At 62.8% G+C, this 26,890-nt stretch carries 19 protein-coding genes; 8 read left to right on the top strand and 11 right to left on the bottom strand.

The annotated features are described in order from the left end of the window. Positions 1 to 11: 11 nt before the first annotated feature. Together L1080_RS34865 and L1080_RS34860 are read right to left on the bottom strand one after the other, a co-directional pair. Positions 12 to 1,226 (bottom strand): iron-containing alcohol dehydrogenase, encoded by a 1,215-nt coding sequence (locus tag L1080_RS34865; RefSeq protein WP_250774454.1) that lies wholly within the window; start codon positions 1,224 to 1,226, stop codon positions 12 to 14. A 134-nt stretch (positions 1,227 to 1,360) separates the two neighbouring features. Beyond that, complete coding sequence (locus L1080_RS34860; protein ID WP_250774452.1) at positions 1,361 to 2,143, bottom strand: enoyl-CoA hydratase/isomerase family protein; 783 nt, start codon at positions 2,141 to 2,143, stop codon at positions 1,361 to 1,363. Positions 2,144 to 2,723: 580 nt separating this feature from the next. Between L1080_RS34860 and L1080_RS34855 the strand changes: the two genes are divergently transcribed. Both L1080_RS34855 and L1080_RS34850 read left to right on the top strand, forming a co-directional pair. Further along, the gene (locus L1080_RS34855) at positions 2,724 to 3,872 is read left to right on the top strand and encodes an acyl-CoA dehydrogenase family protein (RefSeq protein ID WP_250774450.1); all 1,149 of its coding nucleotides are present in this window, start codon (positions 2,724 to 2,726) and stop codon (positions 3,870 to 3,872) included. Positions 3,873 to 3,880: 8 nt separating this feature from the next. Continuing rightward, on the top strand, positions 3,881 to 4,651 hold the full coding sequence (locus L1080_RS34850) for a LysR family transcriptional regulator (RefSeq protein WP_250774448.1): 771 nt from the start codon (positions 3,881 to 3,883) through the stop codon (positions 4,649 to 4,651). 381 nt (positions 4,652 to 5,032) lie between these two features. On the opposite strand, the gene L1080_RS34845 is transcribed toward L1080_RS34850, so the two are convergent. Next, positions 5,033 to 5,182, bottom strand: a complete 150-nt coding sequence (locus L1080_RS34845; protein ID WP_250774442.1) for a hypothetical protein — start codon at positions 5,180 to 5,182, stop codon at positions 5,033 to 5,035. A 1,153-nt stretch (positions 5,183 to 6,335) separates the two neighbouring features. Here L1080_RS34845 and L1080_RS34840 point away from each other — a divergent pair. Together L1080_RS34840 and L1080_RS34835 are read left to right on the top strand one after the other, a co-directional pair. Further along, positions 6,336 to 6,524, top strand: coding sequence for a hypothetical protein (locus tag L1080_RS34840; protein WP_250774446.1), 189 nt, complete (start codon positions 6,336 to 6,338; stop codon positions 6,522 to 6,524). Beyond that, positions 6,436 to 7,044 (top strand): GAF domain-containing protein, encoded by a 609-nt coding sequence (locus tag L1080_RS34835; RefSeq protein ID WP_374434963.1) that lies wholly within the window; start codon positions 6,436 to 6,438, stop codon positions 7,042 to 7,044. The genes L1080_RS34840 and L1080_RS34835 overlap by 89 nt, the downstream gene beginning before the upstream one ends. 294 nt (positions 7,045 to 7,338) lie before the next feature. Here the strand turns inward: L1080_RS34835 and L1080_RS34830 are convergent, their stop codons facing one another. From L1080_RS34830 to L1080_RS34815, 4 genes are all read right to left on the bottom strand, one after another. Then, positions 7,339 to 7,488 carry a hypothetical protein gene (locus L1080_RS34830; RefSeq protein ID WP_250774442.1) on the bottom strand — a complete coding sequence of 50 codons (150 nt, stop codon included), beginning with the start codon at positions 7,486 to 7,488 and terminating at the stop codon, positions 7,339 to 7,341. Positions 7,489 to 8,044: 556 nt separating this feature from the next. Then, entirely contained in the window at positions 8,045 to 9,886 is a 1,842-nt protein-coding gene (locus L1080_RS34825) for an RNB domain-containing ribonuclease (protein ID WP_250774802.1), read from the bottom strand. 881 nt (positions 9,887 to 10,767) lie between these two features. Further along, positions 10,768 to 11,481 (bottom strand): HNH endonuclease family protein, encoded by a 714-nt coding sequence (locus L1080_RS34820; protein WP_250774439.1) that lies wholly within the window; start codon positions 11,479 to 11,481, stop codon positions 10,768 to 10,770. A gap of 907 nt (positions 11,482 to 12,388) precedes the next feature. Continuing rightward, complete coding sequence (locus L1080_RS34815) at positions 12,389 to 12,562, bottom strand: zinc finger domain-containing protein (RefSeq protein ID WP_442972217.1); 174 nt, start codon at positions 12,560 to 12,562, stop codon at positions 12,389 to 12,391. A gap of 680 nt (positions 12,563 to 13,242) precedes the next feature. On the opposite strand from L1080_RS34815, the gene mihF reads away from it, so the two are divergent. Then, on the top strand, positions 13,243 to 13,560 hold the full coding sequence (gene mihF / locus L1080_RS34810; RefSeq protein WP_250774437.1) for an integration host factor, actinobacterial type: 318 nt from the start codon (positions 13,243 to 13,245) through the stop codon (positions 13,558 to 13,560). A 74-nt stretch (positions 13,561 to 13,634) separates the two neighbouring features. On the opposite strand, the gene L1080_RS34805 is transcribed toward mihF, so the two are convergent. Beyond that, positions 13,635 to 13,976: a histone-like nucleoid-structuring protein Lsr2 gene (locus L1080_RS34805; RefSeq protein ID WP_250774436.1), complete on the bottom strand. Its 342-nt coding sequence runs from the start codon at positions 13,974 to 13,976 to the stop codon at positions 13,635 to 13,637. A gap of 500 nt (positions 13,977 to 14,476) precedes the next feature. Here L1080_RS34805 and L1080_RS34800 point away from each other — a divergent pair, with 500 nt between their 5' ends. The 3 genes from L1080_RS34800 (at position 14,477) to L1080_RS34790 (ending at position 19,194) form a co-directional block, all read left to right on the top strand. Next, positions 14,477 to 14,956 carry a helicase associated domain-containing protein gene (locus L1080_RS34800; RefSeq protein ID WP_250774434.1) on the top strand — a complete coding sequence of 160 codons (480 nt, stop codon included), beginning with the start codon at positions 14,477 to 14,479 and terminating at the stop codon, positions 14,954 to 14,956. Between the two features lie 2,601 nt (positions 14,957 to 17,557). Beyond that, positions 17,558 to 18,478 carry a ParA family protein gene (locus L1080_RS34795; protein ID WP_109335692.1) on the top strand — a complete coding sequence of 307 codons (921 nt, stop codon included), beginning with the start codon at positions 17,558 to 17,560 and terminating at the stop codon, positions 18,476 to 18,478. After that, on the top strand, positions 18,475 to 19,194 hold the full coding sequence (locus L1080_RS34790; RefSeq protein ID WP_250774432.1) for a hypothetical protein: 720 nt from the start codon (positions 18,475 to 18,477) through the stop codon (positions 19,192 to 19,194). Before L1080_RS34795 ends, L1080_RS34790 begins: the two co-directional genes overlap by 4 nt. Before the next feature lie 367 nt (positions 19,195 to 19,561). On the opposite strand, the gene L1080_RS34785 is transcribed toward L1080_RS34790, so the two are convergent. From L1080_RS34785 to L1080_RS34775, 3 genes are all read right to left on the bottom strand, one after another. Continuing rightward, positions 19,562 to 19,711, bottom strand: a complete 150-nt coding sequence (locus tag L1080_RS34785) for a hypothetical protein (RefSeq protein ID WP_250774430.1) — start codon at positions 19,709 to 19,711, stop codon at positions 19,562 to 19,564. Between the two features lie 118 nt (positions 19,712 to 19,829). Next, on the bottom strand, positions 19,830 to 20,687 hold the full coding sequence (locus tag L1080_RS34780) for a ParA family protein (protein ID WP_159928707.1): 858 nt from the start codon (positions 20,685 to 20,687) through the stop codon (positions 19,830 to 19,832). Positions 20,688 to 20,799: 112 nt separating this feature from the next. Beyond that, positions 20,800 to 22,413 carry a ParB/RepB/Spo0J family partition protein gene (locus L1080_RS34775; protein WP_250774426.1) on the bottom strand — a complete coding sequence of 538 codons (1,614 nt, stop codon included), beginning with the start codon at positions 22,411 to 22,413 and terminating at the stop codon, positions 20,800 to 20,802. Positions 22,414 to 26,890 lie beyond the last annotated feature (4,477 nt).

Raw genomic sequence — 26,890 nt, 5'->3', positions numbered from 1 at the left:
CTCGGCGTTGGTCAGCCGGCGACGCTCGCCAGGATCGTCGAGATGTCTTCAGCGGTCCGGATCGGCCGCAGGTTGTGGTAGGTCACATAAGGGTGGGCCAACGCGAGCGGTACGACATCGTCGAGACGCTGCGGATCGACACCGAGCTCCCGCACCGTCGTTGGCAGATCGCACACCTCGAGTAAGTCACGGACGATCACATCCAGGGGATCACCCGGTCGGCCCATCGCCGCGGTGACCTGCTCGATCCTCGGATCGCCGTGGCCGCGCAGCCAGCGCGCCTGGGCCAGCATCATCACGCACGCGGTCTCGCTGTGCCCCACATGCGCCCACGGCGCGAAGACGTGAACCATGAAGTGACTGAAGCCGTGCGGCACCGAAAGCTGGCACATCCCGGCCAAAAACGAAGCACGCTGCAGCAGAGGGATCGCTGTCTCCACGTCACCACGGGCGAGCAGCGGAATCCCGGCAGCGAACTGACGGATCGCCTGCAGGCATAGGTCGATGCACAGATCGTTCGGCCTCGTGGACAGGACACTGTTGACGGCATGATCGAGACCCCGTACCGCGGTGACCAGCGCGAGGTGGCGGGGCGTGTGGGCGACGATCGACGGGTCGTACACGATGGCCCGGCCGACCCCGTCAGGGATGCGGAGGATGATTTTCTTGCCGGTCTCGTCGTCCACCGGTGTCCCGGCCGCCGTCCACTCCGACAGCGAGAAGGTCGTCGGGATGGCGATCTGGCGCAGCGTCGGGCGCTGGTTCAGCTTCGGCTCCTGGTCGATGCGCAGGGCACGCAGGTCGTCGTGCGTCCGTACACCCTCCGTGACACCGAGCTGGACGAACTTGCCGAAGTCCATCACCGAACCGCCGCCGACCGTGACCATCACATCCGCGTCGGACCCTTCGACCTCCTGGATCGCCGAGAGCACGTTCTTGACCGGAGCGTGCTCGCCGACACGGTCACTCCGCCCTACGAGCCGCGGCCCCAAGGCGGCGGCGAGGCGATCGATGACATCGGTCTTCTGGTTGAGCGTGCGGGAGCTGAAGATGAAAGCCCGCTCGTATCCGTAGTCCTCGAGGAGCTGCGGCACCACCCGCCGCGCATCCGCGTTCAGCTTGATCTCGGCGGCTCCCGCGGGAAGGTGGAGAGTCTGACCCTGGCCTGTTTCGAGCTCGGGGAAATACAGCCGCCGTGCCGTCTCGGGGTCGCTCGCGCTACTCATCGTCGCCCTTTCCGACGCCGCTCAGCTGCGTCGATTCACATATCCGTATCGCGCTCAGCATGGCTTTGCTCGCGACTTTGTATGACGGTATCTCGTCATACAAGCTCCGTCAATGGGGATATGCCGGCGCGACTTCACCGCGCCCGGTAGACCGGGGTTCGCTTCTCCGCGAAGGCGGTACGACCCTCGAGGCGGTCCTCGCTGTCACGCAGCGATCCCCACAGCAGCTGCTCCATGGCCAGCCCGTCGTCGAGGGTGAGCTGATCCGCCGCTTCGACGGCCTTCTTGATGGCGCGCACGGCCAGCGGCGCATTCGCGCAGATGCGCTCAGCGATCTCGAGTGCACGCTCACGCAGGGACTGACGAGCGACCAGCTCGGAGACGAGTCCCAGGCGTAGCGCTGTGTCGGCGTCGATCGGCTCGCCGGTCAGCGCCATCCGGCGAGCGATACCCCGCGGCAGCGCATGGGCGATGCGCTGCGTACCGCCCGCCCCCGGGATTGATCCCACCTTGGCCTCGGGGAGACAGAATCGCGCTTCGGGCGTGGCGATCTGTATGTCGGTCGAGAGCAGAAGCTCGAGGCCAGCGCCGTAGGCGAGCCCATTGACGGCACAGATCACGGGCTTGAGGTAGTTGGGCGGCACGGTGACGGGTCGCGGTCCGGTACCACCCAGGAACGCTCCCGCGAAGGACCGCTCCGGCACCGGCGTCTTCAGGTCGGCACCAGCAGAGAAGGCTCGGTCCCCCGTGCCTGTCAGCACGATCACCCAGGTCTCGTCGTCCCGCTGAAGCCGGTCCCACGCGTCGCTCAACGCCGCGCCCAGCTCCGGATCGATGGCATTCATCGCGGCCGGCCGATTGAGCGCGAGCACCGACACATGGCCGATCCGCTCCTCGATGAGTACTGAGTCATCCACAGTCGTGTCGGTGGGCATGGCTGCTCGCTTCCGTTGCAAAATACTAAAGAATTACGGTATACGATACTACAAACTACTGTATGACGAGGAGCCGTCGAATGTGGATTCCCGGCTTTCACGCATCGACCCAAGACTTGAGGAGTCACCCTGGTAGCGCGTTCTCTTCGAGCCCCGGACCGAACGCCTTCCGCCACTTGGTGCGCAAGTGAGTGGATCGCTTTATGACGCGCGCGTCGAGCTTGTGAGCAATCACCGACGAATCTTTGGTGCAAACAGGGAACCTGGATCTGCTAGCTGCGCACAGCTGATCCCGGCCGGTTCGCGTTCGAACTCATATGCGTCGTGATGGACCATGGGCCCGGCAGGGGCAGCGCGAGCGCGTGCTCGCCTACAGCGGTACACCACCCCGAAACCCTCACGCCCAATCTCCGCGGCTTCGGCGAATCCGGCCGCCGCCAGGTCTGCGGTGACTGACCCGGCCACATCCGGTCGGGTAGCGAAGGGATCGACGTCATTCATCCACCGCCAAGCCGACTCGATCGATCAGCCTTTCACACCTCACTCAAGAGATAGGGAGCCTATGAAGAAGTACGTCCCCACCTGGCACGACAACGAGGTTCGGGCGCTGTCCGATCTCGCGGGCGGCTTCTTCGCTCGCGAGATCGTTGCGCAGAACGAGAAGTGGGACGCTCAGCACCACATCGACCGGAACGCGTGGCTTGAGGCCGGCAAACTAGGGTTGCTGTGCTGCTCGATCCCCGAGGAGTACGGCGGCGGTGGGGGCACGTTCGCCCATGACCTCGCCGTGTTTGACGCGCAGGGCTACGCCGGCGACCTCGCGTTCGGCATCTCGGTACATTCGGGCATCGTCGCGCACTACATCTATGAGTACGGCACCGAGGAGCAGAAGAAGACCTGGCTGCCAGGTATGGCGACCGGAGAAATCCTCGGTGCCATCGGAATGACCGAGCCCGGCGCTGGATCCGACCTCAAAGCGATCAAGACCACCGCGATCCGGGACGGTGACGACTACATCATCAACGGGTCGAAGACTTTCATCACCAACGGCGCATCCGCCGACGTCATCGTGATGGCCGTCAAGACGGACCCGAAGGCCGGCGCCAAGGGCGTGTCCATGCTGATCGTCGACCTGCGCGATCAGCCCGGCTTCGTTGTCGGTCGGGTTCTCGACAAAGTCGGCCAGCACGGCGCTGATACCTCCGAACTTTCGTTCACCGATGTGCGGGTGCCGATGTCGAACCTGCTCGGCGAACGAGAGGGACAGGGCTTTAGTCAGTTGATGGCGCAGTTGGTGCAGGAGCGACTGATCATCGGGGCGCAGGCATCGGGCGCAATGCGTCGTGCCGTCGACGAGACGGTCTCCTACACAAAAAATCGGAAGGCATTCGGCCACAGCCTGTTCGAGTTCCAGAACACCGCCTTCGAGCTGGCAGAGTGTCAGACCATCGCCCGCACCTGCGAGGTATTCCTCGACCACTGCATCCAGGCGCACCTGTGCGGTGCACTCGGTGCCGCCGAGGCAGCTATGGTCAAGTACTGGCTGACCGACAAGCAGTGCGAGGTGATCGACCGCTGCGTGCAGTTGCACGGTGGCTACGGATACATGCGCGAGTACCTGATCGCGCGGATGTACGAGGACGCCCGCGTGCAGCGGATCTACGCAGGTGCCAACGAGATCATGAAGGGCATAATCGCTCGAGCGCTCTAACTTAAAAATTGCTGGAGACCGGTCTCGGTGTCCAGCTCCTCGACCGGACAGGCCAGCGGGTCAAGCTGACGGCGGCGGGTAGCGCTCTGCTGCCGATCGCTCGACGTGTAATGAGCAATATCGCCGACGCGACATTCGAAATGGAGTGCATCCGAACCGGTGAAAGTCCGGTCATCAGCCTCACGTGCCTGCAATCGCTGGGCCCGCGCCTGTGCCGACTGATGGCCGACTACACCCGAGAGCATCCAGGCACTCGATGGTCGTTGTTCACCTCACTGCGAGGTGCAATGGTCGCGGGGCTGCGCGACGGCCAGTTCGACCTCGCCATCTGCGAAGGTTACGCCGACGACGGCATCGGCAACATTCCCTTGATGCGCGAGTCGTTGCACCTCGTTCTGCCGCATGATCATCCACTGATAGAACAGGCACCGCTCCGCCCCGCGGACCTTACGAATGTGCCCTATATCGGGCTACATCGACGTTTGGGTGCGCTACTGGAAGCGCAACGTTTCTTCGCCGCCGGCGAGGCCTACCCGACACCGGTCGCCGAAGTCGACACCACCCAGCTAGTTGCCGAGCTTGCCACCGGCCTCGGCGGCTACGGGTTCATCCCCGACTCAGCGATTCCCAAGAACGGGTTCACAATGGTCACTGTTCCCACCGATCCACCACTCACACGACAGATCTCGATCGCCCGATCCGCCAACCGCAACAATCCGCCCGCCGTGGAAATGTTCATCGACTACCTCCTTGCCGCATGGCCTGCGGATTCACCATGACAGCCCGACACTGACCTTGAGCCAACCTTGAGGCTGGGACTGCACCTCGCAGATCTGGTGCATGGACCTACGAGACTTCTGGTGCGGTGTACCGCAGAGCCAGCCACGACGGTCATTTCGATCTCGGTCGTGACAGTGAGTCGACACCTTGTCAGTCGTACGACGCACTGACCTGTGACGTTACAAAGCCTTGCCACCAAAGGATCTCACTAACTTGTCAGAATCCTCGAAGGGTCCGAAAAAGTCCAGGTCGCTGAGCTGGGGAAACGCTGAGATCATGCGGCCTACTGACACCAAATTGAGAAACTGACACGGCTTCTCTTCATGGTTGAAATCTGTCTCATCGGCCACTTCAGCTTCGCCACCACGGGCTCCCCCGGATCAGTCCCGGGACACCCGCGGCGCTGCCTGCGATGCAAGAGCGACGAACTCGCCAAGACTCGCGAATGCCAACTTTCCCATCGACTCGACGCCGCGGCGATCGCCACCCTGCGCCACGGCGGCACACTGCTGCGCCGAGGCCTCAGCCACCGCGGTCAACTCGTCGCCCTCGGCGCTCGCCGGCCACGCCCTGATGGCAAGTCCATCCAGCCGAGAGGCGACGTCTCACGGGCCTGTTGAGGCAGCGGTCTGGCCGCCCGGCAGATCCCTCGCTGACCAGCCTCGGCGCCAGAGTCTGGATGTCTCATGAGACATTGCGGATTCTGGAGAACACGGCTTTGCGGAACCTACATCATCAGCGGACTCGCGGACCCTCCCCATGGCGCCTGTCCTGACTCAGATAATCTGATGCCGCCGACCTGCGGTGCGTCAGATTATCTGAGTCGCAATGTTCGACTTCGACTCATTGAATCTGATGCGCGCGGAATCTGTGTGCGTGCCGCCCGATCGATTGCACTCGGTCGGCAGGTCCGACGCAGAGGACGTCGCCCGCGACCAGGGTGACCTCGCATCAGATTCGCTGAGCCAGGCATCATGTCCTGTGCCAGCGAATCGTCCTTGAGTCGGACGCCTGGACCTGGGGTGAGGAATCTCGAGTGGCGAACTGGTCTTGGCAAGGCTGCTGGTAGACCGGGGATCCGAAGAATTTCGCCATTAGATTTTGCTTTGATACACGTGAGGGCCGCGGTGGAGGATCTGCACAGTGCGGATGACGGCGTTGAGGTAGATCGCTGCATCCGCCGCGGCAAATGCCCAGCTCAACCAGGCCAGACAGGGCACTCCGCGCACTCGGCAGCAGCTTCGCTCACGTGCTCCCATCCAGCCCGAACGATCAGAATACGAGCAAACCGTAGTGGCAGACGAGCAGCACGAGCAAGATTTAGTGACAAACCGGAAGATCCACTGTCACAGGACACATCAGATAGACCGTCGGGCGCATCAGATTTGCTGAGTCGGCATGTAGGATCCACGGCTCGGTGTCACTTCTCGGTACTTCCGACCTGCGGGTTCTCACCGTCGTGTCAGTGCGCCATTCTCACGAACTTGTCGGAATCCTCAGCCCGGTCGCGATCCCGTAGGGCGATCCACATGCGGTGACGCACGGAAAGGCCTAGGGTCCGGGCATCGGGCACGGGCTGCGAACGCCACCGGAGTCTCGCGTCGGCCGGTATCCGATGGGACGGAGTTCGTGGCGTGAGCCGCGGGGATGTTTGCAGTCCCGTCGCGGGGGAAAGTGGGGGAAATGAGCGCCGAACAGAACCCAGCTCGTCCCGACGATGATCACACGGTGTCCGTGCTTGCCCGCACTCGTACCCTGTGCGGGCAATGTTCGGACGACGTCGGTGTCGACGGCGCGGCCGTCGCGGTGTTCGCCAGCGACACCAGTCGGGACCTGGTGTACCACCGACATCACCGCCGAACGGATCGATGAACTCGAGTTCACCCTGGGTGAGGGCCCCGGCCTTACCGCGTTTCGCTCGTCGGTGCCCGAACTACACTCCGATGTGGCGGATCCCGTCACAGCGACACGGTGGCCGATGTTCGTGCCCGAGTTAGTCGAACTCGGCGTTCGCGCCGTCTTCGCCTTTCCACTCCGTATGTTCAACGGCGCCCGCATCGGTGTCCTCGAGCTCTACCGCGCCCAGCCCGGCCGGCTCGATGCCCAGCACTATCGGGCCGCTGCGGACTACGCCGCTGCCCTCGGCCCGGTGGTGGTCGATGAACTCGATCCCTTGCGCAACCCGACGGTGGTCGATCCCGCCCTGTTTCCGCGCGGCAAGGTGCACATGGCCGCCGGAATGATGGCCGTCCAGCTTCGGGTCTCTCCTGCCGCCGCCCTTGCCCGACTGCGGGCGATGGCGTTCGCGCAACACCGAAGGATCACGGTGATCGCCCAGGACATCATCGCCGCCCGACTCAGGTTCCGCCCCGACGATCCCGGCGGCAACTGATCTTCACCAACGGCATAGCAGTTTTCATGCACCCCTGCTGGGACTGATCGGGCGGAACCACTTCATGCGGATCCGCGGCAGCGACCGTGGTCGCGACAGGATCCCCGTCGTCCTGCACGTAACGGACCTCGACCTCTCTGGTCCTGGGCACGCAGCCAGTGTTGTCCCGAGTGACACGAAACCTGGAAAGTGACACGCGAGTGACATGAAATTTGGAAAGTGACACCGCTTCTCTTCATGGTTGAAATCTGTCTCATCGGCCACTTCAGCTTCGCCACCACGGGCTCCCCCGGATCAGTCCCGGGACACCCGCGGCGCTGCCTGCGATGCAAGAGCGACGAACTCGCCAAGACTCGCGAATGCCAACTTTCCCATCGACTCGACGCCGCGGCGATCGCCACCCTGCGCCACGGCGGCACACTGCTGCGCCGAGGCCTCAGCCACCGCGGTCAACTCGTCGCCCTCGGCGCTCGCCGGCCACGCCCTGATGGCAAGTCCATCCAGCCGAGAGGCGACGTCTCACGGGCCTGTTGAGGCAGCGGTCTGGCCGCCCGGCAGATCCCTCGCTGACCAGCCTCGGCGCCAGAGTCTGGATGTCTCATGAGACATTGCGGATTCTGGAGAACACGGCTCCGCGGAACCTACACGGCATCAGATGCACTGAGCCAGGACAGCGCCGCTCCGTGTCACTCATGATTTGTGCGCACTAGGCTGCGATAATTTGAATTATCGCACCGTCGGGCCCGAAACCGCACGTCAGCACGTTTTGCTCTGCAGCGTGTCGTAGCGCCCCGGTACCCTGGCGTCGGTGACGATCGAACCGGTGAACGAGGCCACGAACGGCCTGTAACAGCACCCGCGGGGCCCGCGCTACCGGAGGAGGTGGCGGCGCGGATCGCCGGCGCCATCCAGCGGCTGTATCGCTGCCCGGAGCCCCAGAACGAGACCTTGCTACGGACGGCACTGCGTATGTTCGAACGAATCCGCGGATAAGATCGATCTACGGGTGTGATTGAGCAGGCGACGCCTCGTCGAGAAGCGAATCGATAAGATACTCTGCCGCAGCGGTTTTCGCTTGCGTCTTTGTTGTTCCGCGGCCAGTCGCCGTGTGGTCCCGGTAACGGACTTCGCATGTGAACACCGGCGCGTGGGCGGCGCCCTCCACCGTTACAGCCCACTGTGGGGAGGGATGCCCGTGGTGTTGCGCATGGCTGAGCACCCACGCGATCGGATTCTTATGCGCTCGTTCCCGCTGTTTCGCCGCCTGGACCGAATCCGAATCTCCGTTGCGCGCTGATGCTGGTCGCGCCCGAATCCCTGCGTGCGTGGCGCTCAGGGGAACTGCTTGCGGCTCGTCCCGCAGCGGGGAGTCCGCCTCCGGATGGCTCTTCCCGCCTGCGATCGCCTGGGTTAGGCCCCATGCCGCGTCCTGCTCGGCTCGTTTCTTACTGCCCGCGGTCGCCCACGGTCCGCGGACGTCACCCACTCGGATGCGGGCCGCGAACACCGGGGTGTGCGACGGCCCACGGTGATCGCCGTCGACTTCGGGTTTAGGCAGATCGGGATGGGCTTGTAGCCACATCGACACGACACTCGGCCCGAATTCCGGGTGCGACTGCGATGCCCAGTCGAAGACCTCGGATCGGATCGGTGCCCAAGCCTCCCCCGCGTCGAGCAACGTCACGATGGTGGTGACCGTTACCTCGTCAGCCTTCATTCGGCGGCGGAGCTCGGTGACCACTTCACCGATCGGGTCGCGTGTGGTCGCGGCCGCCAGCACCTTCGCCCACCGCTTCGAGTCGAGACCCTCGAGTTCACCGGCGGCGACGACCTGCGCGGTCACCTTCCGATCGAGTGCCTTGAAGTGTGCTGCCTTTTCTTCCCGGTCCGCGGCGATGCGCCGGTTGATGTCGACGGCGAGGTTGCCGAGTTGTTCGGTTGTGTACGGGGCAGGCGCGGAGTCGAGGTGGGCGAAAATTACCCGCTGAGTGATCAGGTCCGACACTCTGCGCAGCGGCGACGTCGCGTGCGTGTAGGCCGCCAACCGAAGCCCGTGATGGCCGTGCACCGTCGGGGCATACGTGGCAGCACGAAACGACGACTGCAGACGCGAACGCAGCTTCTCGAACAGCACCGGATCAGTCATCGCCACCGCCACCTCCGCTGCAAGGTCCTCGGTGCTGCCCGCGGTCACCGCGCTGCGGTGATTGCGAAACAGGACCGGGAGATCCTCCCGCACACACCACATGGCGATCGCCTCGTTGGCTGCGATCATCATCTCCTGCACGATCACATACCCGACCGTCCGCACGTCGGATGGAATCGGTGCGATTCCCCCTTCCTCGGTGGAACGCCAGCCATGCGTGAGGTCGTAGAGCGCGAAGGCACCGGACCGGCGACGTCCCTGAAGCAGCACCTGCGCGGCGTCATTCGCAGCTTTCACGCACTTGTGTAGCGGGTCGTCGACTGAACCCAGTATTTCGGTGATCTGCGCGTGATCGACCGCGACGCACCGGCCGGCCGGCACCCGCCCGCGATCGACACTCACCTCGGACACAATCCCGTCCGCGGACAGAGCAGCCTGGACGCGCAGTGTGGATCTCTCCGCAATCTCGGTCAACGTTGCCGCTTGCTCGGTGTCGCGGCCAAGCATCGGTACCGTCCGCCGGGAAAGGTACTTCGATTCACGGCGCAGGAAAGCCGTCGCATCAGCCGCGGAGCCTAGGGGCACGACGTCCGCGACGCCGGCGATGTGCACCTCCAGCTTCCACCCCGAACCGTCGGCGAGTTCGGCTACCGCAAACGCATCATCGCGGTCGAGTGCCTCAGACCGATCCACCATCAACAACGGCACACCGCTATCGGACACTGCGCCTCCTCGAGAAGTAATCGGCAGCGACACTGCACCAGAAACCATCAGTACCAGCGATGGACATCAGTGTCGATCACCTCTTTCCTTCGACACGCCCGCCGATCCGGCTGGCATTGGGGCGTGCCAGGTCAGATTTCGTCGAGGCACTTCCGTCCCGGCAGTTCTGGTTGACGGGACGTCTCCAGTGCCGTGCCTGGTCTCCTGGCCGATTAAGTACCCGGTGTTGCCCGGTCTGACGGGCACCGGCCCGCGACCCCCTTCGTACCGGAGCGTCCTCCCGCGTGTATCGACGTGCCCGAACAGCACGAAACAAGACAACCACCTCGCTCACAACAGTAGATTCGATCTAACACCCGGCGCGATACCGTGAGGTAAGGCGCGCCGTGCATTCGGTGAGCATTCACGTGGCCAACATTGGTCCAATCGACCTGCACGGCCCGGAAAGCCACAGCGCACTCCGCATCGAACTCCTCCACTGAGCAACCCCATAGCCGCGAGGGGTGGCAAACGTCTTCTGTGAGGAGGATTCGGCCATGACTGTTCGTGGGCAGATGCCACAAGATGCGCCTGGACCAAGCGAGGCGCACCGTTCCAGTCGCCTTCGACCCCTTCGATCTGCCGATGCACCGCGGATTGCCGATCAGAGGCGGTCAACCCGGTGTGAGGCTAGTTGCAAATTGCGCAGGACGTGAATCCGCTGTGTGAGCACCGTCGAGTAACGCGAATCCACGCCCGAGTGGCGGCTTCGTCGACATCCGGCGCGGAAAAGCCTCCGCGCCGCGTCGACCCGAATGGGTGACCATAGCGGAGTTGCCGTAAATGCATCCCCCTCGGCGCGACGACCTTCGTTCTCAGCAGGAGTGCAGGACCTGGCTCATCGCGTCCTTCTCTGCCTGCGTCACCCACAACCGGTACAGGGCCTTGACGTCGATCTGGCGCGAGACGTAGGTGCATCGGTAGCTCTTGTTCGGCGGCAACCAGGACGCGGCGTCGGAGTCGGACTTCTTCGAATTGGTGGGGCCGTCGACCGCCTGCAGGTTCCGTGGGTCGTTGGCCAGGTCGCGGCGCTGCTCCGGACTGAGCTGCTGGGCGCCCTTCTGCCACGCATCGGACAACGCGACGACGTGATCGATCTGCACCGCGGTGGAGGTGTCCTGGCCGCGGACAAAGCCGATGGTGGTGCCGGTGTAGGGGTCGTGCAAGGTGCCGGCCGCGATCACGCAGTCCCGGGTGCTGGCCTTATAGGTGAGGTCCACCAAATCGCGGCGAAGGATGTCATTGCGGGTGTCGCAGCCGTTATGGCCGCCCTCGACACCGTTGTCGTCGGACCACGACGGGCCGAACTGCTCACGGGTGTAGCCGGTCTTCGGGGCGCGGCCCTTGACCGCCAGGGTGTCGAGCTTCGCCAACGCCGGTGCCGCATCAAACCCCACCGACGGGACGGCCGGTGCATCCCCGAGAGAGCCGGTTCCCGGGTTCGCATCAGCAAGGGCCGAGCACCCGGTCAAGCCGAGCGCGGTGACCGCACCGAGGGCGAGCAGAGCGGACCGGGGACGACGACGCATGTGGCAGTTCTCCTGTTACCTGTGTGACTGAAGTGGCACACAAGTATGACGTGCTCCACCGACAGCCCTTGTCGCCTGTCCGACGGCATGCCTCACGTCACCCGAAACGTCACCGCTGAGACCAATTGGCCAGCAAGCTCCCGACCACAATCGCCGAACCAGATATCCGCCCACCTTGCGCCAACCGAACAACGCAGTTCGCCACCCGCCACACCCAGCCTTCCCCATCGACTCACACCAGCATCGCCGGTCCGCCCGCTTCTTCAACATGCTTCTGACCTCGGACACAGAAATCGGCTCCCGGCTGGTGGAGAAGCGTCACGGTGGCGGATAATAGAACATATGTTCGAGAACTGGCAGGCAGTGCACGACCCAAAGCCATGGCGCACCGTAGAACCACCCCGGCCGGTCACTGTCGACCTAGCTACCGCGATCGCGCACGGCGGCGGACGCCTCGCTCACGACCTCCCGTTGCGAGTCCGCGCCGACGGGCTCAATCTTGACGTCCAGGTTCCCGGCGTGCTGCACGCCTGGGCGCGCACATCCCGCGGAGCCTGGCTAGGAGCCTGCACATTTACGATTCCTACCGGCAACAAACTCGGCTCTTTGAACGTCACGCAATGGTGCCCCGCAACGGCAATCACACCCCGGGAGTCGGACCGGCACAGATGAATCCAGCACTCAGCACCAGATCACACAGTCGCTCCGCCACCACTCAGCAGCGATATGACCGGATGAGTTGGTCGGCGCCGGGGACGCGATGCAGCGAAAAGACGCATCCACCCAACGCCCGCATGAAAAGTGCTCAACCCAGCCGGACAGTCCAACGCGCGCTTCGCCACCGACAGCGGCCGGCACACCCCACAAATCAAGCACACAGTCGCCGACATTAAGTGAAGCGGTCTGACTACGAATCCGGCGGAGCATCCGGTCGTTGCTCTGCGTCAGGCCATTTCGCGAGCTTCACACGATACAGACACGGAATCTTCCGTTCATAGCCGTCTTTCGTGACACAGCGCTCCCCAACGCCCACACGACAATGCGGGCACGGAATGTGAACAACGAACTCGAATGGGTCCATCACTCACCTCCACCGACGCCACCTGATCACCCGCACCGACACCTGACATCGCGAATCATGTCGTACCCACCATGTACACACCACCCCGCACCGTCGGGTATCCACGTCGGGCGCATCCGACCGCCGCATCGCACAGGAAGCCGCTCGACCGCGGCCACCACGAATCGCCTCCACGAAAACCACACGGCCGCGCCAACGTACACACGAAGTATCCCCTCCAAGCTCTCCGGCAGGAGGTGAGTGAGTGCAGTGTCGACTCGCCAGCTGAACCAACGAGCAGAGATACCTGGCGTCAGCGTCTCTATAGCACCCAGATCGGAGGTGCCCGCCGTTTTACACTGCTCGGCCACGAAGCCCCAGTCAGTCGACACCAAGCTGTTCGACGCCCGCCCGGGTTCACGTCCGCGCGAACAAGTACACAGTTAGCGGCGCAACGCTTTTCAACAAACTTGATCCCGCCCACAGTGCGTGATGACTTTCTTGCGCATCTCACTCTCACTCGGGAGCGACATTGCTTCATAAGCGTTCACTCCCCGACCCAGTAACGCCCTCCGACCCACGCATCGCCCCCCGAACTGTATGACTCAAGCCGATCACTACCCACGCATGTCCGGGCCACCTGGCACTATGGCGAACAGCAGCCAGACGAACTGGCTGAGCGATGCAGCAAGGAGCACCACATGGCATTACCTGTATTAACTGCAGAACAACGCGCCGACGCGCTGGCGAAGGCAACCGAAGCCCGCAAAGCGCGTAGCGAACTCCTCTCAGCCGTGAAGGCCGGAGAGCTCACCGTGGCCGCGGTACTCGCCAAGGCCGAAACAGACGAAATCGTGAAGAAGACGAAGGTATCGGCATTGCTGAAGGCACTTCCCGGCGTCGGATCAGTGAAAGCCGCGAAACTCCTCGAGGAACTGTCGATCGCTGAGACCCGCCGGATCGGCGGACTCGGAGCGAACCAGCGCCAAGCACTCATCGAAGTTTCCACAGCTTCCTGATCGGACAGCCGCGCGGCCTCCAGCCAGATCCGAATACCCTGGCTGGAGGCTGTGGCCGAGTACACGCACAAGTATCAGTGCGCTGCGTTGTACGCATCCTCGAGCTGGGCAGGGATGCGTCCACGCGAGGACACTTCATACCCCTGGGCCGTTGCCCATTCCCGAATGTCCTTTGCCCGCTTTCGCCCATTCGATGGAGCCACTGCCGGAGTCGACCGACGCTTCCGCCCACCAACGCGAGTTGCATGCTCGATGTAGTAGTTGAGAGTGCTGTGGAATTCCTTGGCGTTCTTGGCCTTCAGATCAGTTTCGTAGTCGACACCGTTAACGGAAAACGCAATGGTTTCACCCTTGCCATTCTTGATCGGTGTCCCGTCGATGTCGTCGAGGCGTTCGACAACAATTTTGCGCGCCACAGTTCCACTCCTTCATCGTCGATTCCCGGCGAACACTACTGCGAAGTAAGGCGTACCTGCGAATCCGACAAGGCCATCGGGGTCGCCATTGCATCGAGTACGTTTTCGCTGCGGTATTTGCGCGCATCCAACCGACACACGCGGTCACGTCAGTGCCCCTTCGGGCTCACAATCCACCGAGCAGCCCCCAAAAAAGACCCATTCCGACGCTCACCCCAGGTCATCTATCAACACTGCCGGCAGCCGGCCGAAACCAGGTATGCCCCTCATCGCGACTACGCATCCGCTAAGTGCTGAAGCCGTCCATGTCTACAGGCATCTTTCTCACTACGATTTGTGGCGATCTTGCAACTGCCGACGAGCCGAATGCCGCTCGCTGCGCCGAATCCCTCGACCAGATTGCCCGGGTCATGCGTGGCACGCGCTCTAAGCGATTGACATAATCGAAGCAGAGACTAACTACTTGCCATGTCGGGTTTTTCACAGAAGGACTGATCTCGATGCGAACTCAGCGGTCCGCAACCTCAGCAGTGGAGCTGTACTCGGCCTTCCGGCAACAACACCCCGGAACCGCGATACCCGAAGACTACGTCACGGAGTGTGGATTCAGGCTCGGTCGTTGGCAGTACCGTCAGCGCGTCGCTCGGATGCTCGGAACACTGCCTGCCCAGCGGATCCGCGAGCTCGATGCAATCGGATTCGTGTGGAGCGAAGACGACGCCCCTCTACCCGCCGTGACTCGTACCGACAGCAAGCGGCGTCGCATGCTCGCAGAGATTGCTGCCTACCGTGAGCAACACGGCGATGCACTCGTTCCCGCGAACTATGTGAACGACGACGGGGAACAGGTAGGCCAGTGGCTCTACCGGGCGGTGAAGAAGTGGCGAGCGGACCAACTGCCCGACGAGGAGCGCGGCCCACTCGCAGCACTTGGAGTCTCCCCCGGCCCCCGCCCACGTGGACCAAGAACCGCGGCGTAACACCACCCGATTCACCAAGGAGACCGACGATCCACAGAGAATCTGGACACATCAACGACGAGAAGCCCAGCCGCTTCAACGTTGACTCATCTTCCGAACGGAAGTATCTCACTGCGTCCATGCAACCATCACACGAAGACCACTCACGCGACTTCGAGAGTCCCGGTGCAGACGAGATAGCGCCACCCGCCCCGGAGAGGCGACGCTCACGAGCACTCGAAACATACGACCGTATTCCGCAGCGGCGGCATCCTCATGGAACGCTCTGGGAACGTCGACCGTATCTGGAACTCGAACTCCATCGAAGTCATTCCAGACCTCACACAGGCACCCAGTCGTATCAAACGAGAAGACACTTCAATGCCCGTACTAGCGCCGGCACGCCCCCATACTGCGGCGTATAGCGGAGAACCGGAGGACCGACGTTGCCGTCCCTTCGAGTGACGCGGTACGCCGGGAGCGTACGGGTTCCGCAAGAACTGCACTGCTGAAAAAGGAAGACCTGGCAGATGAATTCGCCCCGCAATGAACTGGCGGCGGCGGCCGGGCCCACACACCTGGACGACCGAACTCGCCAACGGTAGACGACGTCGAGTCAACGCCAAGGCCCGCATACGGGCGCGCAGATCGAGTGGTCCCCGATGCGTGAACATGCCTAACCATGGCGTCACCAATCTGAACTCACACCACGCCGCCACGAACACGCAGATGGCCGTCTCGGCACTGAGCCACGCTGCAACTGGAGGCGCAACCAACTCCGATCGCCGAGATAACGCCACACAACAGCATGAACACGCGACAGCGCGACGATCTCCACTCGCTTGACCCACGTAGTGGCATCCCGACGACTCACCTCGGAGGTCGCCAACACAATATGGATGCGCCCGTCCGCTGATGTCCCGGTCCCCCTGCGTCATTACACGCGTTCACCAGCACCTGCCGCATAGCCGGGCAGTCACACTCCGGATAGACAAGGTCAATAGTCGATCGAGGCTACCCATCGACCCGGAGGCCGGGTGGACGAAGTCTCGACTGCCAGCTTCGGCCCTCCCTCCGCAACCTCGCACCCGGAATCCGCGACAGTACGTGCATGGACATTCCGCTCTGAGCGTCGTGGCCCGCAGCAATTGCGGCTCTCACCCATTCCTACGGCGATCCGGCTGGTGCTCGCCGAATTTCAGTTGCCCGAGTTTCGCGTTGGTTCGTATATCAATTTCGGCCGACACCGCCACGGCCCCCACTCGAGGGGAGGCGCTGCCGCCACAGGCCTCCATCCCGAAGCGTCGGCGCATCGCGATCGTTCAAACGAACTTCCGCCAGCGGATGTATCTCGGACCCGGAGGGTGTACGCCGAAGCCGCGGCGCTTTTACGGCGGCATGACCGCGGTGATGCACCGTGCATCATCGCGAGGCGTCTTCCCACAGATATTTGCACCGAACGCAAACGGCCAAGCCGTGAGCCCGGGTGATGCAGCGTGCATCACCCGCATCACCGCGCAGCAATGGCGACGCTACGCATGGCGCGATCGATTGGTGATGCGCTCGAGCCTGCCGCGCGGACACTCACTCTGGCACCACTGGCGAGAAGAACAACCCTTTCAACATTTCGTCAAGTGACGAAACCGCCTGCGGGTGCTTTGATTGGCTGTAACCACTGATCGGCGGGTGGTGATAATGACCAACGAGCCAAAGAGGTTCGGGCTAGGCGCGCCCCGAATGGGTATCGGAGCAAATCAACGCCACGCCTACTCATTGACGTATGGCCTCATCTATGGCCTTAGACATGGCCTTACATGTAACCGTTCATATGACCATGCATCAAGGATTCGGCTAGCGAAAGAGCCCGCGCGCTCGCACGCCGATCCCCCGTCGTCGTAAGTGCTCGCACCATCTGCCCATACGCGCCGATGTGACCCCTCCCCCATTCCGTGGGGAAGGCCGGATTCCATGGTTTCCCGCCTCTACGTAGGCAATTCAGCACTCCTCGGACACCTCTTCTCCACTGAGGGCTCTGGGACACAGGGAGTGTTGGCCCTCTTCGTCACGATCCGGGAGTGCCGACTCGTATGACGATCTACCCGTTTTCGACTGCGCTGGTCGTGCATTCATCTAGCGCGCGAGGCGGAGACAGCGTCATAATCTCCCCGCAAAAGCGGCCCAATCTCTTGTTTCCCGCACTGCAGAAAATGACTCTGACATGCAGTTATCCTTGCGGCCTTACGTATGGCCTTAACTACGTCCGTGTATAACACCTGCGCAATGCCCGCAAATCGCACCGTGTAACCGGTCATACCAATCCCCTTATTGCTGACCTGCAGCAACGGCATATCAGTGACCAAACACTAGGCATCCCTCAAGCCCTTTGACATCCCGCTATCTACGACCATGTCTAAGAGCTGTTGCACGACCTTGTACACGGTGTTTTCAGAGGCCATGGATTTGACCTGGATACTGATCGGGTGTCGAACCTTCTCGAGGACCTTTTGACAGCTGCTGTTTCATGGCCATGATCCAGGTCCTTGTCATGGGTTGTGAGAACGCCTTACCAATGGGGTGTGTCGGTGGCCGTCCACCCGGCCGCATCGCCGTAGCCTGCTAGGCATGTCGCCAACGCAGCCCCCGCGCAGTGTGCTTGTCGCCAATCAAAAAGGCGGTGTCGGTAAGAGTTCCATCGTCTCAGCCGTCGCAGGCATGGTGTCTGCTGCCGGCCGGCGGGTGCTGGTCGTCGACGCCGACCAGCAAGCGAACGTCACGTCCTCGGATCTCGGTGTCGAGGGGGATCGAGGGAAGGGGCTCAGCATGGCCCTTCAATACGCGCACCCGCTCGAACCGACGCGAGACGTCCGCCCGAACCTCGACCTCATTCCCGGTGGTCCGGCGCTCGCAGTCATCGGTGCCATCGCCGCGACAGCCGCTCAATCAGGGATGGACCTGAGGGGCAATCTCGTCTCTACCCTCATCGACTTGCAGGCAGCCGAGCAGTACGACCTGATCCTCATCGACTCCGGACCAGGAGACGCGCCACTCCTCGATGCCCTGCTGGGGACCGCTCGATACCTGCTCGTGCCGACCAAAGATGACGACGCCAGCTTGTCCGGTGTGGAACTCCTCGCAGCCCGCTACCTCCGGGCCCGCAAGAGCGGTTCACTCATCAAACTTCTCGGTGTTGTGCTGTTTGACGCGAATCCCCGCGCGACCGCCCGCAACCGCGAGGTATTCGAACAGGTAGAGGAGCTACTCGAAGGGAGCGGCGCCGCCCCGTTCGAAACCTTCATTCGGTCTGATCGCGCAGCCGCGGTCGATCTCCGGATCCGGCACATCACGCCCTCGGAGCTGGTTGCGGTCGCAGAGGATCCACTGAAGAACCGGATTCAACGGCTACGCGAAAAGAAGAACATCGCGGAACGTTTGTGGTCCCGCGACCCTTCCGGACTCGCCAAGGACTACCAATCTCTCACCCGAGAGGTCCTCAGTCGGCTCTCTGCTGCGGAGAAGGACGAAGTCTCCGGGGGAGTGGCATGAGTGCACGACGCAGAAAGGCTGCATTCGATCCCGGTGCTCTCGGCGATCTCGATGACTTACTTCCCTCGCTGAGCATCGTTACCGAAACAACAGCGGACTCACCAGATCCGCAACCAGCGGCCCCGGAAAACAGCAGAGAAGACGGCCCGCTCAAGGTCGATGCGGAATCCACCGCTGAGGCGCCGCAACCGGCACCAGTCCCCGACGAAGAGTCGACTGACGCAGAAGAACTCGAGCCAGAACCCGCCCTGCCTCAATCGGAGGCGGCAACACTGGTCGCTCCGCCCCGCCGAAAAGCCAAACCCCGCAGCGACACCGCACCGACACGGGTCGCTCCACCCGAGGTGTACCTGCCCCCAGCCGTGTACACGGCACTGCGCGAACTGACCCTGAACGAGCGCCACCGCGACCGGGCGACCGCGCGCGCCTACGGCCAGGTCGTTCTGGATGCGGTCGAAAAGCACGCCCATGAACTTCAACGTCATTGGACTACCGAGCCTGTACAGACCAGCGGAGGCCTCTTCAAGAGGCGCGACGTCGGCACCCAGCCTCGGCGGCGCCGGCACAGCGAGATACAGGCACGCGTACCGCTCGCCGGGATCATCGCATCAGATACAGCCACGCTCGATGCGCTCGCTGAGGAATGGTCTGCAGGGAGCCGCAGCGCACTGGTCGAGCAAGCGTTGCGGCTGTATCTCGACGTCCGAGCGGACTAAGAACACCAACTGCGCCCTCGAAAGGCCAGAACGGTCGCTGCTGTCCCCGCCATCGCAATACCGACGGCGACCCCTGCCGATACCGGGACGGACCAGGGCGCTACATGGGCCCAGTGCCGCTGTGCGCCAGGTCCGCGCTCTCGGCACAGACTCGGCGAATTCAACGCCTCACCCCACCGTGTGTCGCGTAGCGCTCCCACTGGCCTCCAGCGACCGGCATGCCCAGGACAGACACCGAGACTTGCTTCAGCGCGGCGAAAATCCCTCTGCAGGAAACCTAGCCAGGAGCGGATCTACCTCAGTACGACGACGCACAGTCTTCAAAAGTTCGTCACCACTCCTGGACCGCATCACAGCCCACGCTGCCTCACACAGCCTTGCCAGGCTCCAGAGGCTCGGCGTCCGGCTCGATCGCGCGACCATCGTTGTAGGTCTCCGCAATCACTCTCAGCTGCGCCGCGAACGCCTCCTGCGTGAACTGCATCAGCGAGTACGACCGCCCAGTCTTACGCCGCACGAGCCGCACAGCAGCCCGAACGAGCGCGTGCAGATCATGGGGCACATTGACTGTGCTGGTCCCACGCGAAGGCCGCATATGCCGCCCAACATCGTTCACCACGGGTGGTCTCCAGCCCCTACGCGACTGCCGCCCGTTGTCCGAACAGCCCCAGCTTCTGCATATGAGTGAGCGCGGCTCGATAGTCGGCGGTAACCGTCTTCGCCCGGTAACCGTAGATCGGCACAGGAACATAATTCGTGTAGGCCTCGTCCACGATGCTCGCACGACGGATCGGGGGCGTCACCCTGTCCCCATATTCGCTGAGCAGATCCTCCATCTGCTCACGGTAGACATCGCCGATCGGCGGGACTGCGCAGGGGACGATAGACAGCAGCGGCACGTCCACTCGGTACGTCCGCTTGATCTTCCGCAGTTCCTGCTCCAACGCGGGGATGCCCTCGTTCTCCTTACCGGAAGGCTTCGTGCACGTGATCAGACCCCACGAACCGTACGGACTTTCCTCATCGACCATCGTCGCGAGAATTCCAGCGATCACCAGAACGTTCAGGGAGCCGGGGGAGTCGATCAAGGTGACGTCGACTGGATCCGCTTCCTCCAGAGCGTCACGCAGATGAAGTACACCACCCGTCACGGCAGGCAACTCCACGATCAGCTTGTCGAGTGTGTCGCGTGCGGCGGGCACGATTGTGAGGTTCGGGATCTCCTCGTAGACGGGCCGGTCGCTTTCGTCGTACCCCCGCAGCACCCGTGCTGGGCGCTCAACTTCCTTGATGGAGGCTTGGCGCCGCAGGACGTCGGCGGCGGTCTTTCCGGAGGCCTCTGGATATCCGAGCCACGTACTCGCGTTTGCCTGACTGTCCATGTCGATGACTCGGACGCGGTATCCGTCCTGAGCAAGCAAAGTGGCGGTCGAGGTGACTGTTGTCGTTTTGCCAGCACTGCCTGACAGGGTTGCTACTGCATAGGTAGCCACGGGAACTCCTTGAGGTTAAGTATCTCGATTAGCTGATGTCCACTCTTGGGTGATGCACCGTGCATCACCCGGCGGAGGCAATACGGATCGGTGATGCACCGTGCATCACTGATCAATCGGCGACACGCAATGCCCGGCGCGCAGCATCGAGGCGGGCTTCCTCCCACGCAGTCGGTCTGTACCCGGCGCGCTCGGCCAGCAGATCCAAGTACGTCAGGTCCGACGGTCCCCACTCGTCCGAGCCGTTGGACGCCGCAAGTTCGTATCCCGCGACCGCACAGGCCCACGCGATTTCAATGCGACGTTTCTCGTCACCGTTCTGGGCGCTCATTCTGAACTCGGTCGCGTCGAGACCCTCGAGTCTCAGATACTCCTGTGCCAGTCGCCACCCCTCCGCACTCGTAGCCAGGGCTGAGACACCGTAGGCGTACTGGTCGATGAAATGGGTCACCAACTTCTCCCGCGAAGGAATGGAAGCCACGAGCTTCTTGCCCGCTTCTCGACGCGCCTTCTGTGCTGCCGCCCGAGCTTCCGCCGCTAACGTCGCAGCCGATTCGCTGGCATCCTCAGTCTCGCCAATCGGCTTGTCAACTGCATAGAAGACCAGCGTTCCCTGGCTGGAATCGATCGCGCCGACAACGTTTGCGCTCGCGAGATCAATATCGGAGACTTCAAACAATCGATGCTCATGAAAGCTGTCGCCAAATCGCTCGCGTGGATCCACGATCTCGAGTCCCGCGGCCAACGCCTGCTCCCGAGACTTCCGCTCGGTCAACACACGTTCAGCGGCACGAGTCGGACTCATTTCCCGATCAGACATCAGCGCGAACGCCGCAAGTTGCTCGGCCCGACGAGCATCCGTGCCCTGGGCCGGATCGGCCTTCTTCTGCCAACTCCGCACCGGCCCGTAGGGCAGCGCCCCCGCCAGAGCGGCACCTTCGGCGCTAGGAATGACGTCCTCTGCAATCGCTGCTTGAACCTCGGGAACGAGCAGCAGCAGCGAAAGCCGCCGCGATACCGTTGCCTGGTCGACACCGAGCTTCTCGGCGATGGCGCGCTGCGACAACCCCAACTCGGAATACCGAGCGAACATCTGGGCTTCCGCGATCTCGGAAAGATCCTGGCGTCCAAGATTCTCAAGCGTCATGGCATCAAGGTCGCCATGATCATCCATCACGGCGTCATCGATCACCGCAGGAATCGTTGCCAAGCCGGCCGCAATAGCGGCCGCACGGCGGCGGTGCCCGTAGATGACGACATACTCGGCGTCGTCACCGATAGCGTTAGCGAGGTCAGGCCGTTTCGCAAGGAACCCCTTGCGAGTCACTAGGAGTCCGGGGACCTTAATGCCGTTGGCCCTAGCCCCATTGACCAGCTCGTCCCACTTCGGATCACCGACCTGAGGCTCGGACCTGCCTGGGTCATTGAACGGATGAGGAACGGTCTGGTGCACCGGAACTTGCACCACGGTTTGGCCATCAGCCGCCGCCAATCCGGCGAGCGCGGCGGTAATGCCGCCAGAATTTGCATCACCATTCACTGGGGTAGTTACATCAGAGGACGCTGCGGCCGCCAGTTCCTCGCTATCTTCGCCACCAGCGAACTTGCGGAATCGACTCGCGGTCTTCCTGCCTGCCGGTTTACGCGCGGCCGGCTTCGGCTTGGCCGAGGCCGGACCTTTCGACTGAGTGGTGGCCACCATTTCGGATGTCACTCCGGCGTTCATCGCCCTCCATTCTGTACGCATGCTTTGCATGTATTCAGAAGGAGCGTAGTGGGCGGGGGGGCCTTCGCCTGAGACCTCCGGCGGCGTGTCGCACTCTGGGTGATGCACCGTGCATCACCGGAAGCGATTCCTCCCACGTGTAGTGACACCGAACGTGAAAGTCCGAGCCGGGAGCCGCGGTGATGCACCGTGCATCACCGCGGTGCGGGCGGTCAGGTCGAGCTACGCGCCCTATCGAGCGGGACTCGCACCTTCCGTGAGCGCATCGGTGATGCACGCTGCATCACCGATGAATTAGCACCGCCCGGTCTGAAGGCGGTCGTGCCCGCCGGACCGAAGCTCTGCCTCTCCGAGCGACCCGGTCTCCGCAATGCACTCGACATGGTCCACCACCCACGTCTGGCAAGTCCGAGCCGACAGCCCCAGGGTGATGCAGCGTGCATCACCCGGCCTGTCCCCGGAAGGCGAGGCACCTTCTGCCGGCGGGATCCGGTACGGCCACCCTGAATGCGGCATGTGTGGTCTTGCGGCGCGGCGATCGGGGCCGGTAGGCGCTATGCCCGTCCTCTTCAGAATCGACATCCATCCCGATCGGTAAAAGTTGAGCTCCTCGATCTGGCCGTTGGAGTTCACTCGTCGATGCCCCCACCCGGTCGTACTTCGGTGATGCACGATGCGTCACCGGACGCGATTCCTCGGGAATGCAGTCACACCGAGAGTAAAAGGCCGAATTGGGATCGGAGGTGATGCACCGTGCATCACCGATGAGATTGCAGCTCCGGCCTGAAGGTCGCGTGCCGCCGGGCCGAAATGCTGCTTCTCCGAGTGGGCCGATTCCCGCGATCGACTCACCGGCTGCCCGCCCGGCATCGGCTACCGAGACACTTCCCAGTCCACCGGGTCGGACGGACTGACGCACCGGATCCGTCTGTTCGCGGACAGACCAAGGAGATTGCCGATTTCACCGCATGGGCTAAAGACACCGTTGCTGACGCTTTCCGGTTAGGTCCTCCGCCGTACGGCAGCTTTGGTGATGCACCGTGCATCACCCGGGCTGTCTCGCTCGAATACTCGACACGCAAGCGAGTTCGATCCGATTCCCGGCACCCCGGCGAACGCGTCAGGGATTGCATCCCTGCGCGCTCTGTGAGCGCATCGGTGATGCACGCTGCATCACCGATGGGCTAGCACTACCCGGTCTGAAGGTCGTCGTATCCGCCGGACCGAAGCTCTGCTTCTCGCGGTCCGGTTTCTGCGATCCACTCGAGTGCACCTCCAGGTGATGCACCGTGCATCACCTGGGCTGTCCCCGGAAGGCGAGGCACCTTCTGCCGGCGGGATCCGGTACGGCCACCCTGCATGCGGCATGCCCAGCCTTTCGCCTCGAAACGAGCGTCGGATTCGACGTCCGTACCGATCGGCAAAGTAGAGCCCCTGCATCTGGCCGTGGTTGCTCGCCTCGTCGAGGCACTGCGCGACCGGATCCTGGGTGATACACGGTGCGTCACCGAGTGCGTCGGCCCCGCCGACTGAGACGAAGGCTCAAGATCGCGGTCGGTCCGACGCGGTACAAAGACAACACCGTCCGGGAATTGGCGACCGCCATCAGAGTTTCCGGTGGACTCGAGCGTGACGAATCCGCTTCCATTGAGGTCATCCGCCGCTCCCGACAAGCTAATCGTTCACCCACCGGTCGGAAGACTCGCTCAAGAGTGCCCCGTTCTAATTCGATGATGCCGCCGGATCAGGAGCAGGAGCTACATTTTGGTGGCGGGTAGGGGTCAGTGCGAGCACCTCGGACGACCACGGTGGGATTCGAAAGTCGCACCTACGACTCGGCGGGGCCGCGGGGACGCGCGTTCCACTAAACCGCTGGAACCGTTCAATCGCCGTGGCTCTCCGTTGTCAGGCACTCTTCTCAGTGCGCAATCCTCCGCGAGAGGTCGCATGTCCACACGCATGGAACGACACGAAGGCGTCCGTCGCAACAGGCAACAACTGAATGTTCCGCTGGGGGAGTGGGCACAATCTAGAGCGGGAAACGAATAGGGACGGCGGACAAGACGCAGCAAGGGTGCGTGGATCACGTGCAAGGCCGCCACGGTGCCGTGTACGCGGTGGACGCCTTGAGACGGCTAGTTCCGCTCGTTGGGCGAGCGAGCCTTGTGTGGATCGCGCCCGTATCGGCGAGCACGGTCCGATCTCTCAAACGGGGGAGGAGTCGGGGCGCCGTTGAAGTTCTTAATCGCGTTCCCGAACAAAGTCTCTCGCAGTCTCGGATGCATCGGATGCGGTGGTGGGGGAGGCGAAGGCCGCCGGCGTCTGGGTGTTCGGCGGTGGAATAGACGAGAGTGTTCCGCCTGTCCTGGTTGATGAGGATGAGACGGTGCCAAAGAGGGCCCTTACTCGCAGAGGAAACCGCTCGAAGGTGGCCACACGGACCAGCGTCGCCGTCCTTCGAGGCCGCACGGGAACGGGCTGCGAAGATTTGCGTCCCCTGCCGGTCCCGCAGGAGGTGCGCGCTTTCCAGTTCGATCCTGCCAACTGACGGTGCCCCGCCACGCGCACTGCGATCGGTTCGCCTGCTCGGGCACCCGCTCAAGACTTCCAGGGCCGGTCTAACACTCGCCACACTGAGAGGCGCGCCATAGGCCGCGGGTCAATGTGCTCTCACGCCTCGCCTGTCCGCGCCCGGAATCGACCCCGACGCATCATCCGAAGAGGGGGTTCGGGTGACAGCGATGCCGCGGCTCGCCACTCCCTCAGGAGATACATGACCGCTGACAGACTCGCGCCGCGTCATCACTCTCCCTCTCCATCACCATGCGAGTAATAGGTGGGGATAAGCCTTCAGCAGGCATATCGGCAACACATTCAGATTCCCGTATCGGCCTTCCGTCGCTTGAGGAGCCCCGACGCGAACGCCTCCCGACACCGCTGACGATGATCTGGGGCTGCAATCGGACGGTCGCCGCGGCTGAGGCGTGCATCGCGGTCAGCAATGCGCTGACGGGCCTCCTGGGCGGCTTTTTGGGCCATCTCAGATGGTGAGGGCCGGTCCCAATCGATCTGAGTCAATCGCCAACGGAGGTAGCCAACGGGCCGCTCGATGCGTTCGGGCCAGATCCAGCCTCGTTGTTGGGTGTCACGTGTGAGTTCGGCGGCGATGTCCCTCCCACGCCACCGATTCACATCCACGCCAACACTCGCAAGAACATCGCAAATCGCACCGATGTGCCCAGCCGATTCGAACGCTGGTGCATAAGAGACCAGCTCAGCGGCGGTGCGCTGCAAGTCGATCGGTCGCGGCTGCTGTGCCAGGGTCTTCGGATTTCTTGAATGCCTACCCGCGCGCGCCTGCGCGCGTTTTGGTGATAACTCTCTAACAAGAGATAAGAACTTAAATCCCCTGGAAGGGGATAGGGGGCCACGAGCGTCCAGCTGTGGATAACGCGAGCGAGCAGCCTCCTTCGACCGCCGGACCGTCTTGGATAGCGACTTCGCCGCGCGCCTAGCAGCGATGACCAGCGACTTCGGCGACGTCAGTGCCCAAACAGAGGCCGCGCGACGTTGAATTCGCCCATGGTGTGATTCAGCAGCGTGCGATTCGTCAGCCGTCAAATACCTTCCTCGCACCATCTCGCGGGCGACGGAGAATGTTTGGAGTGCCCTTCGGGCGCGTTTCACTACCGACACGCTGACTCCGCTGCGGTGGGCGATCTTGTCCCTCGAGGCGCATACCCGACGGCCCGTCGACCGCTCTGCGAACGAGGCCATCGTCACAGCCACGGCGAACACGAACTCTGTGCTGACCCTGAATCGGCGGCAAACCTCACGCCCGGTCGAGGAGTTCAGCATCTCGCGGACCTGGTGCTGCCAGGCCGCACGCCCGGTCCACGCCGGCGTCGATGCCTGGCGGCCAGGGTCAACGGGCAGTGACCAGGAGCGGCCCCGCTGCTGGCTTTCCGCGTTAAGCCGCTCGACTTGATTAACCCGTTCGACAGCGGCGGAGACGAGTGCGTTCCATTCGATGTCAATGGGCGAGGGTGACTCACTGACAGGGGCAATCCGAACAGAGTTAACGGAAATTGCGACCGCAGAGGTCGCAGAATTGGGGTGCATGACGCGCCTTTCACGCACCCTTAACCAGGTTGTTGCCGTGAGTCGCTGGCATCAGCAGCGGGACATGGCTTACCCTGGCAAGAGCGCACGGTATCGACACGACTGCTCGCGGGACTGCCAATCACAGGAGCGGTCGTGTTGGAACGGCCAAATATGAGCGGTGGGTCTCATCCGGACAGGGTGGGACCCACCGACGTCTTCGCTAGTGGAAGAGGCACCCCCTCACGGCGTGCGTGGTCGCCGGAAGAGCCGGCGGCAAAGTGTCTGCGTCCACGGAATTCCCACGTCGACGCTGAGATGAGACGTCACGAACACCAATATCACGTCGTGTCGCGTGCGCACGACGAATCGCGCG

Origin of the sequence: Rhodococcus sp. MSC1_016 (assembly GCF_023667485.2) — a bacterium.
Lineage (GTDB): Bacteria > Actinomycetota > Actinomycetes > Mycobacteriales > Mycobacteriaceae > Rhodococcus_F > Rhodococcus_F oxybenzonivorans.
This window is presented reverse-complemented; position numbering and strand designations above follow the sequence as displayed.